Raw genomic sequence first — 11,204 nt, forward strand, 5'->3', positions numbered from 1 at the left:
CCCACCGGCGCCACCCGCCGCTGGGGGGCCGCCGCCGCGGCCGGCGCCCCCCCCCCCGCGCCCCGCCGCGGGCGGCCCCGCCCCGCCCCCCCCCCCCGCCCTCCGCTCACAGGAGGCGGTAATGAACCACGATCTACGCAGCGTCATGCGTCACTTCGCCACCGGGGTCTGCGTCGTCAGCACCTACACGGACGGCGCCGACGGCCGGCGGCACGACGCCATCACGGTCAACTCGCTCACCTCGGTCTCGCTCGACCCGGCGATCATCACGCTCTGCTTCCGGCACGACTCGCGGTTCCTCGCGGACCTGCGGACCGCCGGCGTGTGGGGCGTCTCGATCCTGGACGGCGAGTCCGAGAGCCACGCCCGCGCCTTCGCCAAGGACCCGGAGTCGCGCCAGGTCTCGCTGTCCGAGGCCGCCCACAGCTTCGGCGACGCCACCGGTGTGCTGCTGCTCGACGCGGCCGGCTGGATGGAGGTCGCCTACCGCGACGAGCTGGTGATCGGCGACCACGTGATGGTGATCGGCGAGGTCGTGCGGCTCGGCGCCGCCGACTCCACCGCTCCGCTCATCTTCCTCCAGGGCGGATTCCACACCCTCGAACTCACCCGTTCCTGAGACAACGGAGATCGCACCACCATGAGCACGCCGAAGAAGAACACGTACAAGAGATCCCTCATCGCCTCCTCCGCCGCGGCCGCCCTGCTGGGCACCGCCGCCCTGATCTCGCCCGCCGCCGGTTCGGCGAGCGCGGCGGGCACGGCGGTGGACACCACCCCGGTGAAGGTCTGTCTGACCGGGAACACCAGCACCACCGCCGAGTTCAACGTCACCCTGCCCAAGGTGGCCGTCGACCCGGTGCTGCAGGCGACCCCGTCGTACCTGGGGCCGTGCGCCTCGTACGGCACGCCGAGCGCCCTGGGCAACGGCAACGTGCGCACCTACGCCCAGCAGGAGCCGAACGGCAAGCCGATCTCGATGGGCTTCGTCTTCCCGAAGACGATGCTGCAGAACCTGCCGACCACGATGACGGACCAGCACCACTGCTACGACATCAACGGCAACGGCGTCATCGACGAGCACACCGAGTGCATGGGCGGCCACGAGCGTCCGCTCGACCTGCCCACCGCGCTCACCAGCACGCCCGACATCCCGTACAAGTGGGCGCTGCTGAACTACAACACCATGGGCCACGGCCCCGCGGGCATCTACGACCTCCCGCACTTCGACTTCCACTTCTACGTCCAGCCGAAGGCCGAGCGGGACGCGATCCGCCCGGGCCCGTGCGCGCTGGCGATCAACTGCGACGACTTCGCCACGGCGACCAAGCCGATCCCGTCGCAGTACATGCCCTCCGGCTACATAGACAACGGGGTGGCCGAGGTCGCGATGGGCAACCACCTGATCGACCAGAGCTCCCCCGAGTGGCACGGCCAGACGTTCACCCAGACGTTCATCTACGGCGCCTACGACGCGAAGATCAGCTTCCTGGAGCCCATGATCACCAAGGCGTACCTGGAGGGCCTGGCCACCGGCGCCAACCAGAGCGGGTGCTTCCCGATCAAGCAGCCGCAGTCCTGGCAGGTGGCCGGCTGGTACCCGAAGGACTACTGCATCAAGTACCGCGCCAACCGCGGCGACTACACCGTCTCGATGGAGAACTACCAGCACAGCTGAGCCATCGACCAGGCAGGGCCCTCCCCCGCCCTGCCCCCGGAGCCCGGCACCGGGGGCCATCCCCACCCCCGGTGCCGGGCCGCACCCACAGGCCGTTCGGATACGCGGAGGAGACAGCGCATGGACGGCGCCGGACATCCACGAGTGGCAGGAATCTGACATGTCATCGGCGATCTCACTCGCAGTCATCGGAGGCGGGGCCTCGGCGGTCTGCCTGATCGACGCCCTCGCCCAACGCGACACCGCACCCGGCAACCTCACGGTCTTCGAGCCGTCGCCGCACCTGTGGCGCGGCCGGGCGTACCAGTCCGACACCACCACGGTGAAGGTCAACGCGACCCCCGACGACATGTCGGTCCGGGCCGGCGACGACCGGCACTTCGAGCGGTGGCTCATGACCCGGGACCGGATCCTCGGCCTGCCCGAGGGCACCACCGGCCTCGACCCCAAGGCCGGCGCCCGCTTCGCTCCGCGCACCGAGTACGGGGAGTACCTGGAGCAGACCGCGCACGCCGCCCTCGCCAAGCTGCGCCTGCGCGGCTGGCGGGTCGACCTGGTGAGCGAGTCCGTCACCTCTGCCAACCTGGCGGCCGGCCGCGCGATGCTGCGCACCAACGAGGGCCGGGTGCGCGCCTTCGACTACGCGGTGCTCTGCGTCGGCGGCGACAGCCCCAAGGACGTGTACGGGCTCACCGGCAGCGGGAACTTCATCGGCGACCCGTACCCGATCACCCAGAAGCTGCAGTCCGTCGCCCCGGACCAGCACGTCGCCGTGATCGGCAGCGGCCTGACCGCCGTCGACATCATCATCTCGCTCGCCTCCCGCGGGCACCGCGGCCGGATCAGCCTGCTCTCGCGGCGCGGCATGCTGCCCGGCGTCCGGCAGAAGCCGGTCCACTTCGACCTGAAGCACGTCACCCCGGAGAAGATGCAGCGGCTGTCGCGCCGTCAGACCAGCCTGCGCCTCCAGGAGATCGCCGACCTGATCGGCAAGGAGTTCGCCGAGGCCGGCGCCGACCTGACCGCGGTGATCGAGGAGATCACCGGCGCGCACCGCGAGCACCCGGTCGAACGGCTGCGCCGCCAGCTCTCCGAGGTGGACTCGCCCGACCTGGGCCTGCGGATCCTGCAGCGCGCGGTGCCGGACACCGGCCCGGACATCTGGCCGCTGCTCTCCGAGCGCGACAAGGTCGAGCTGCTGCGCACCCACTACCGGACGATCATGAGCCTCTGCTGCCCGATGCCGCCGAGCAGCGCCACCGAGCTGCTGCGGCTCGCCGACGAGGGCCAGCTGCAGATCGTCTCCGGTCTGCAGGACATCGCGGCCGGCCCCGAGGGCGGCTACACCGTCGAGACCTCCGAGCAGGAAGCCTTCCGGGCCGACGTGGTGATCAACGCCGTCAACGCCTCCGAGGGCAAGATCCCCCTCGCCGCGGCCCCGCTGGTCAACTCGCTCACCCGCAACCGGCTCGCCGACCGCCACCCGCACGGCGGCCTGCACATAGCCCGCGCCACCAGCCGGCTCGCCGTCGAGGGCCGGCCCGAACCGCGCTGGTACGCGCTCGGCAACATCGCGGCCGGGACGCTGTTCTTCACCTTCGGCATCCCCTCGCTGGTGGACCGGAGCCAGGACATCGTCCGTGCCGTCCTCGCGCACTCCCAGCGGATCGCCGGCCTGCGCGCCGAGCGCGTCCTGCAGAGCGCCTGACCCGGCGCCCCGAGTCCAGAGCCAAGGAGAGCACCCCCGTGACCACGACCACCCCGAGCTACCTGGCGGACACCGCCACCGGCCTGCCGCTGCCCGGCGACGCGCAGTTCGCCACCGCCGCCGAGGAGCGCCGGTACCGCAAGCAGCGGCTCACCGCCGCGCTGCGGCTGTTCGGCAAGTACGGCTTCGGCGAGGGCATATCGGGCCACATATCGGTCCGCGACCCCGAGCTGCCCGGGCACTTCTGGGTCAACCCGTTCGGCGTCTCGTTCAAGCGGGTCACCGTCGGCGACCTGATCCTGGTCGACTCCGACGGCACGGTGGTGGAGGGCCGGCACAAGGTCAACCCGAGTGCCTTCGTCATCCACTCCGCGATCCACGACATGAACCCGGACGCCGAGGCGGCCGCGCACGGCCACACCGCCCACTCGCGGGCGCTCGGCGCGCTCGGCCGGCTGCTGGAGCCGATCGACCAGGAGTCCGCGGCCTTCTACGGCAAGCAGGTGCTCTACACCGAGTACGAGGGCCCCTCGGTCGCCGTCGAGCAGGGCAAGGACATCGCGCAGAAGCTCGGCGACAACCGGGCGATCCTGCTCCAGCACCACGGCCTGATCACGGTCGGCGGCTCGCTGGAGGAGGCCGTGCACTGGTTCTTCACCTTCGACAGCTGCGCCGAGGTCCAGCTGCTCGCGCTCGCCGCGGGCACCCCGAAGAGCTTCAGCCACGAGCAGGCCCTCTCCGCGGGCGCCGGCTTCGGCGACGCCCAGCTGGGCCGCTTCAGCTTCCAGCTGCTCTGGGACGAGATCGTCCACGAGCAGCCCGACCTGCTCGACGAGTGACGACCCGTCGGGCACACCGCACACCCCTGCCACACGAGGAGTGGTCATGAAGGTTCTGCTGTTCGGAGCGACCGGGAACATCGGCGCCGCGATCGCCGAGGAGCTCGTCGCCCGCGGTCACGAGGTCACCGGAGTCACCCGCTCCGGCGGCACCGGCGCGGGCTCGGCCGTCCCGCTCGTCGCCGGTGACGTCGCCGACGCCGAGCAGGTGGCCGAGCTCGTCCGGGGCCACGACGCGGTCGCCTCCGCCGTCGGCCCCCGGATCGGCGCGGACGACGACCGGACGATCCTCCTCGGCGCCACCGACGGGCTCGTCGCCGGCCTGCGCAAGGCCGGCGTGAAGCGCCTGGTGGTGCTCGGCGGCGCCGGCAGCCTGCGCACCCCCGACGGCACCCGCGTCGTGGACGACCCCCACTTCCCGGAGCTGTGGAAGGCCAACGCCCTCGCCCAGATCGAGGCGCTCGGCCGCTACCGCGAGGTCGACGACCTCGACTGGACGTACATCTCGCCGGCCAAGCTGATCGAGCCCGGCGAGCGCACCGGGGCCTACCGGCTGAGCGGCGACGACCTGCTGGTCGACGCCGACGGCCGGTCCCGGATCAGCATCCCGGACTACGCGGTCGCCTTCGTCGACCAGCTCGAAGGCGGACGGGCCCTGCGGACCAGGGTCTCCGTCGCGTACTGACACCGCGTACCGGCGGACCGACGGCCCCCACCCGGCGGTCCGCACCCCGCATCAGCACCACCGGCCCGCCCGGCCGCCGGCCCCCGCCGACCGCCAGGCGCGCCACCACTCCGGAGGGAACCCGAAACCATGTCATCCACCGCCAGGGCCAAGGGCGGCGGCGCGGTCGTCGCCATCCTGGGCGCACTCACCGCGCTGGGTCCGCTGTCCAACGACACCTACCTGCCCGGTCTGCCCGACCTCACCCACGACCTGCACGCGAGCGCCTCGGCCGGCCAGCTCAGCCTCACCGCCTGCCTGCTCGGCCTCGGCCTCGGCCAGCTCTTCGCCGGCCCGATCTCGGACGCCGCCGGCCGCCGCAAGCCGCTGCTGTGGGGCCTCGGCGTCTACACCGTGGCGGCGCTGCTGTGCGCCGTCGCACCGAACATCTGGCTGCTGGTCGCGCTGCGCGCGATCCAGGGCCTCGGCGGCGCGGTCGGCATCGTGATCGCCGCCGCGGTCGTCCGCGACAAGCACGAGGGCGCCGCGGCCGCCAAGTACTTCGCGCTGCTGATGCTGATCACCGGCCTGGCGCCGGTGCTCGCCCCGGTGGCCGGCGGCCAGCTGCTGCGCTTCACCTCCTGGCACGGCGTCTTCACCCTGCTCGGCGTCCTCGGCGCGCTGCTGCTCGTCGTGGTCGCCGTCGGCCTGCCGGAGACCCACCCGGTGGAGCGGCGGCGCACCGGCGGCCTGAAGGCGACCGGTCCGGTCTTCCGCCGGCTGCTCTCCGACCGCGTCTTCGTCGGCTACAACCTGGCCTGCGGCCTCGCCTTCGCGGCGATGTTCGCGTACATCGCGGGTTCGCCGTTCGTGCTGCAGGACATCCACGGCATGTCCCCGCAGGGCTTCAGCGCGGTGTTCGCGGTCAACGCGGCCGGCCTGGTGGTCTGCGCGCAGATCTGCGGCCGGATCGTGCACCGCACCGGCCCGCGCCCGCTGCTCGCGATCGGCCTGACCGGCTCCGCGGTGGGCGGCCTCGGCCTGCTCGTCACGGTGCTCGCCGACGGCGGCCTGGTGCCGCTGCTGGTCGCGCTGTTCGTGGTGGTCTCCAGCGTCGGCCTGGTCATGCCGACCGCGACCGCGCTCGCCCTGCAGGAGCACGGCGACTCGGCCGGCTCCGCGGCGGCCCTGCTCGGCCTGTCCCAGCACATCATCGGTGCCGCCGTGGTGCCGCTGGTGGGCCTGGCCGGCGAGGGCACGGCCGTGCCGATGGGCATCGTCATCGCGGTGCTCGGCAGCGGCGCGCTGCTCTCCTTCGCCGCGCTGACCCGCGCCGCGGCCGCACCGGCCCCGGCGGCCGGGGCGGACGCCCGCTCGGAGCAGGCCGCGCACGCCTGATCCTCCGCCGCCCCGCCGGGCCCGTCCCGGCGGGGCGGCCCCTCGCTCTCCCCCGCACCACCCGCACCACCCGCACCACCGTGCAAGCCCCCGCTCCCCCGGAACCACTGAAGTACGGGCGTTGCGCCCCGATCGCCTCGCACGCTCTGCCGCACCGCGTCCCATTTCACGAGCCGGAGATCGTTATGCCGTTCGCAACCTCGACCGACGTCCTGTCCCGGGAGGAGTCCTGGCGGACCCTGCCCGCGGCCCAGCAGCCGGACTGGCCGGACCCCGATGCCCTGGAGCGGGTCTGCGACGAACTGCGCACCTACCCGCCGCTGGTGTTCGCCGGGGAGTGCGACAACCTGACCGCCCGACTGGCCGCCGTGGCCCGCGGCGAGGCCTTCCTGCTGCAGGGCGGCGACTGCGCGGAGACCTTCGACGGCGTCTCCGCCGGGCAGATCCGCTCCAAGCTGAAGACCATGCTGCAGATGGCCGCCGTGCTGACCTTCGGCGCCTCGGTGCCGGTGGTCAAGGTCGGCCGGATCGCCGGCCAGTACTCCAAGCCGCGTTCGCAGCCCACCGAGACCCGGGACGGCGTCACCCTGCCGACCTACCGCGGCGACTCGGTCAACGGGCTGGCGTTCAACGCCGAGGCCCGGGTGCCCGACCCGCAGCGGCTGCTGCGGATGTACAACTCCTCCGCCGCGACCCTCAACCTCGTCCGCGCGTTCATCTCCGGCGGCTACGCCGACCTGCGCGAAGTGCACTCCTGGAACCAGGACTTCGTCCGCACCTCGCCGGCCGGCCAGCGCTACGAGCGGCTCGCCGAGGAGATCGACTCCGCCCTCTCGTTCATGCGGGCCTGCGGCGTCGACCCGACCGAGCTGCACCGCACCGAGTTCTACACCAGCCACGAAGCGCTGATCCTGGACTACGAGTGCGCGATGTCCCGCCTCGACAGCCGGTCCAACGACCGCTACGACGTCTCCGCCCACATGCTGTGGATCGGCGAGCGCACTCGCCAACTGGACGGCGCCCACCTGGAGTTCGCCTCCAAGGTGAACAACCCGATCGGCGTCAAGCTCGGCCCGACCACCACCGCGGACGAGGCGCTCACCCTGATCGACCGGCTCGACCCGAAGCGCGTCCCCGGCCGGCTCACCTTCATCACCCGGATGGGTGCGGAGAAGATCCGCGACCTGCTGCCGCGGCTGGTCGAGAAGGTCACCGCCGAGGGCGCCCAGGTCGCCTGGGTCTGCGACCCGATGCACGGCAACACCTTCACCGCCTCCACCGGCCACAAGACCCGCAGCTTCGACGCCGTCCTGGACGAGGTCGCCGGCTTCTTCGAGGTGCACCGCTCGCTGGGCACCCACCCGGGCGGCATCCACGTCGAGATCACCGGCGACGACGTCACCGAGTGCGTCGGCGGCGGCCACGCCCTGGTCGCCGAGGACCTCCACCAGCGGTACGAGTCGGCCTGCGACCCGCGGCTCAACCGCAGCCAGTCGCTCGACCTGGCCTTCCTGGTCGCCGAGATGTACCGGGGCCGCGGCACCGCCGCCGGCGTCCGGACCGTCCAGGCGGTGCGCTGATGCGCGCCGTCCGCGGGGCGATCCAGGTCGACCGGGACGACCCGGCCGAGGTCATGGACGCCACCCGCCTGCTGCTCCAGGAGATCATCGAGGCGAACTCGCTCGTCCCCGACGACCTGGTCTCGATCCTCTTCACCGCCACTCCCGACCTGCGCAGCGGCTTCCCCGCCCGCGCCGCCCGCGACCTCGGCCTGACCGACGTGCCGCTGATGTGCGCCCAGGAGATGGACGTCGACGGCGGCCTGCCGCGCACCGTCCGGGTGCTGGTCACCGCCGAGACCCCGCTGCCCCGCGACCGCGTCCGGCACGTCTACCTCGGCGGCGCCCGGGCCCTGCGCCCCGACCTGGCGCAGCCGATGGCGGGTGCCCGGTGATCCGTACCGCCGCGGTGGTCGGGGCCGGACTGATCGGCACCTCGGTGGCGCTCGCGCTGAGCCGCCGCGGGGTGCTGGTGCACCTGATCGACACCGACCGGGACGCCGTCCGCACCGCCGTCGCGCTCGGCGGCGGGGTGGACTGCCCGCCGGACGAGCCGGTGGACATCGCGGTGATCGCGGTGCCGCCGAGCGCGGTCGGCCGGGTGCTGGCCGACCACCAGGCCCGCGGCCTCGCCCACGCCTACACCGACGTGGCGAGCGTCAAGCACGAGACCGAGCGGGCGGTGCTCGGCGGCGCCCCGGACCCGTCCCTGTTCGTCGGCGGCCACCCGATGGCCGGCGGCGAGCGGTCCGGGCCGCTCGCCGCCTGCGCCAACCTCTTCGAGGGCCGCACCTGGGTGCTGACCGCCTGCGAGATGACCTCCCGGGAGACGCTCAACCGGGCGCTCGCCATGGTCGCCATGTGCGGCGCGGTGCCGGTGGTGATGGAGAGCGACGCGCACGACCGGGCGGTGGCACTCGTCTCGCACGCGCCGCACGTGGTCGCCGCGCTGATGGCCGCCCGGCTGGAGAACGCCCCCGAGGAGGCGTCCCGGCTGGCCGGCCAGGGGGTGCGCGACATGACCCGGATCGCCGGCGGCGACCCCGGGCTGTGGGGCGACATCCTGGAGTCCAACGCCACCGCCGTCGCCGACGTGCTCAGCGAACTCGCCGAGGACCTGGCGGCCACCGTGCGGGCGCTGCGCGGCCTCGCCGAGGTCGACGCGGCCAAGCGGGCCGAGGAGATGACCCGGGTGATCGACCTGCTCGGCCGCGGCAACGCCGGCCGGGCCCGGCTGCCCGGCAAGCCCGGCACGGCGGGCGGCGCGCTGGTGCCGGTGGTCATCGGCGACCGGCCCGGCGAACTGGCGCGGCTCTTCGCCGCCGTCCAGGACACCGGCGTCAACATCGAGGACGTGTCGATCGACCACTCCACCGGCCGCCCGAGCGGCCTGGTCGAGCTGGTGGTCGCCACCGACGCGGCCGGCCTGCTCGCCGACCGGCTGCTGGCCGCCAACTGGACGGTGCAGCGGATCCGCCCGGTCTACGCGAACCGCGCCGCCGGCGCCGAGAACCGGGACCGCAGCACCGCGGACCGCGTCTCCGTGCCGAGCTGACGAAGGAGCAGCAGTGACGCTGGTCTACGTGCTCAACGGCCCCAACCTGGCCCGGCTCGGTCTGACCGAGCCGGGCCGGGACGGCCGCGCCGCCTACCCGGAACTCGTCCGGGTCTGCCAGGAGACCGCCGCCGAGCTCGGCCTGCGGGCCGTCGTGCTGCAGACCGACAGCGAGGCGGAACTGGTCGACTGGCTGCACCGGGTCGCCGAGGAGGCGGCCCCGCTGGTGCTCAACCCGGCCGCGTTCACGCACTGCTCGTACCCGGTGCGGGACGCGCTCGCGCTGCGCCGTGCCCCGGCGATCGAGGTGCACCTGTGCAACCCGTACGCGCGCGAGCCGTTCCGCCGGGTCTCCGTGCTGTCCGACGTGGTCGACGGCGCGGTGACCGGCCTCGGGACGGACTCCTACCGGCTCGCGCTGCACGCCGTCGCCCGCCTCGCCGGGGCGGGCGCCCGTCCGGAACCCCGAGGAGCCATCGCGTGACCACCGCCGCCCGAGGGGCGATCGCCCGCATCCCGGGCTCCAAGAGCATCACCAACCGGGCCCTGCTGCTGGCCGCGGCCGCCCTCGGCCCGAGCCGGCTCGGGGCGCCGCTGGTCAGCGCCGACACCGTCGCCTTCCGCCGGGCGCTGGAGGCGCTCGGCGTGCGGGTGGACGAGCAGGACGACGACTGGGTCGTGCACGGCACCGGCCGCGGCCCGCACGGCCGCGCCCGCATCTGGTGCGAGGACGCCGGCACCGCCGCCCGCTTCCTGCCGGTGCTCGCCGCGGCCGGCTTCGGCCGGTTCGAGGTGGACGGCACCGAGCAGCTCCGGGCGCGCCCGCTCGGCCCGCTGGTCGACGCCCTGGTGCGGCTCGGCGCCGAAGTGACGGCCGGGCCCGGCGGCCGGCTGCCGCTGACCGTCCGCACCACCGGACTGCAGGGCGGCGAGATCGCCCTCGACTCCACCAGCAGCAGCCAGTACCTGACCGGTCTGCTGCTGTCCGCCCCGCTGATGCGCAGCCCGCTCACCGTGCACGCGGCGGGCCTGGTGAGCCGCCCCTACATCGACATGACGGTGGCGCTGATGCGCCGCTTCGGCGCCGACGTGGCGGAGGGGCCGGACGGCCGGCTGCGGGTCACCGGCGGCTACCGGGCCACCGACCTGCGGATCGAGCCGGACGCCTCCACCGCCTCGTACGTGTTCGCGGCGGCGGCGGTGACCGGCCGGTCGGTCACCGTGCCGGGACTCGGCCGCGACAGCCTCCAGGGCGACCTGCGGTTCGTCGAGGTGCTGCGGCGGGCAGGCGCCGAGGTGGAGATCGGCGAGGACGGGACCACCGTGACCGGGACGGGGCGGCTGCGCGGCGGCTTCGAGGTCGACATGGGCGACATCTCCGACACCTTCATGACGCTGGCGGCCGTCGCACCGCTCGCGGACGGGCCGATCACCGTCACCGGCATCCGGCACGCCCGGTTCAAGGAGTCCGACCGGATCGCCGCCGTCGCCGGCAACCTGCGGCGGCTCGGCGTCGAGGTGACGGAGGGCCCGGACCGGCTCACCGTGCACCCCGGGGCCGTCTCCGGCGGCCTCGTCGACTGTCACCGCGACCACCGGATCGCGATGTCCTTCTCCGTCCTGGGCCTGCGGGTGCCGGGCATCGTGCTGGACGACCCGTCCTGCGTCGACAAGACCTTCCCCGAGTTCCACACCGAATTCGCCCGCCTCTTCGCCTGACGAAGAGCCCGCAGGGGCGCGGGGAACTGCGGAGAGCACCTCAGGGGCGCGTGGGGGCACCTCCCAGCCTTCGGCCGGGAGGTG

General features: G+C 73.5%; 11 protein-coding genes. All 11 read left to right on the top strand.

Annotation, left to right across the window (positions count from 1 at the left end; genetic code table 11):
• Positions 1 to 121: 121 nt before the first annotated feature.
• Positions 122 to 619 carry a flavin reductase family protein gene (locus tag AB0O09_RS38105; RefSeq protein WP_344622137.1) on the top strand — a complete coding sequence of 166 codons (498 nt, stop codon included), beginning with the start codon at positions 122 to 124 and terminating at the stop codon, positions 617 to 619.
• Between the two features lie 21 nt (positions 620 to 640).
• Positions 641 to 1,678 carry a hypothetical protein gene (locus AB0O09_RS38110; RefSeq protein WP_363550252.1) on the top strand — a complete coding sequence of 346 codons (1,038 nt, stop codon included), beginning with the start codon at positions 641 to 643 and terminating at the stop codon, positions 1,676 to 1,678.
• A 160-nt stretch (positions 1,679 to 1,838) separates the two neighbouring features.
• Entirely contained in the window at positions 1,839 to 3,386 is a 1,548-nt protein-coding gene (locus AB0O09_RS38115; protein WP_363550255.1) for an FAD/NAD(P)-binding protein, read from the top strand.
• Positions 3,387 to 3,424: 38 nt separating this feature from the next.
• The gene (locus tag AB0O09_RS38120) at positions 3,425 to 4,225 is read left to right on the top strand and encodes a class II aldolase/adducin family protein (RefSeq protein ID WP_363550258.1); all 801 of its coding nucleotides are present in this window, start codon (positions 3,425 to 3,427) and stop codon (positions 4,223 to 4,225) included.
• 46 nt (positions 4,226 to 4,271) lie between these two features.
• A complete protein-coding gene (locus tag AB0O09_RS38125) occupies positions 4,272 to 4,910 on the top strand; it encodes an NAD(P)H-binding protein (protein WP_359979886.1) in 639 nt (212 codons plus the stop codon).
• Between the two features lie 129 nt (positions 4,911 to 5,039).
• On the top strand, positions 5,040 to 6,287 hold the full coding sequence (locus AB0O09_RS38130) for a multidrug effflux MFS transporter (protein WP_359979884.1): 1,248 nt from the start codon (positions 5,040 to 5,042) through the stop codon (positions 6,285 to 6,287).
• Between the two features lie 185 nt (positions 6,288 to 6,472).
• Positions 6,473 to 7,867 carry a class II 3-deoxy-7-phosphoheptulonate synthase gene (locus AB0O09_RS38135; RefSeq protein ID WP_363550263.1) on the top strand — a complete coding sequence of 465 codons (1,395 nt, stop codon included), beginning with the start codon at positions 6,473 to 6,475 and terminating at the stop codon, positions 7,865 to 7,867.
• Complete coding sequence (aroH, locus tag AB0O09_RS38140; RefSeq protein WP_363550266.1) at positions 7,867 to 8,241, top strand: chorismate mutase; 375 nt, start codon at positions 7,867 to 7,869, stop codon at positions 8,239 to 8,241. The genes AB0O09_RS38135 and aroH overlap by 1 nt, the downstream gene beginning before the upstream one ends.
• Positions 8,241 to 9,401: a prephenate dehydrogenase gene (locus AB0O09_RS38145; protein ID WP_363550274.1), complete on the top strand. Its 1,161-nt coding sequence runs from the start codon at positions 8,241 to 8,243 to the stop codon at positions 9,399 to 9,401. The genes aroH and AB0O09_RS38145 overlap by 1 nt, the downstream gene beginning before the upstream one ends.
• 13 nt (positions 9,402 to 9,414) lie before the next feature.
• Positions 9,415 to 9,885, top strand: coding sequence for a type II 3-dehydroquinate dehydratase (locus AB0O09_RS38150; protein ID WP_363550269.1), 471 nt, complete (start codon positions 9,415 to 9,417; stop codon positions 9,883 to 9,885).
• Entirely contained in the window at positions 9,882 to 11,120 is a 1,239-nt protein-coding gene (gene aroA, locus AB0O09_RS38155; protein WP_363550272.1) for a 3-phosphoshikimate 1-carboxyvinyltransferase, read from the top strand. Before AB0O09_RS38150 ends, aroA begins: the two co-directional genes overlap by 4 nt.
• Positions 11,121 to 11,204 lie beyond the last annotated feature (84 nt).

Origin of the sequence: Kitasatospora sp. NPDC093679, assembly GCF_040683455.1 — a bacterium.
Taxonomy (GTDB): Bacteria; Actinomycetota; Actinomycetes; order Streptomycetales; family Streptomycetaceae; genus Kitasatospora; species Kitasatospora arboriphila.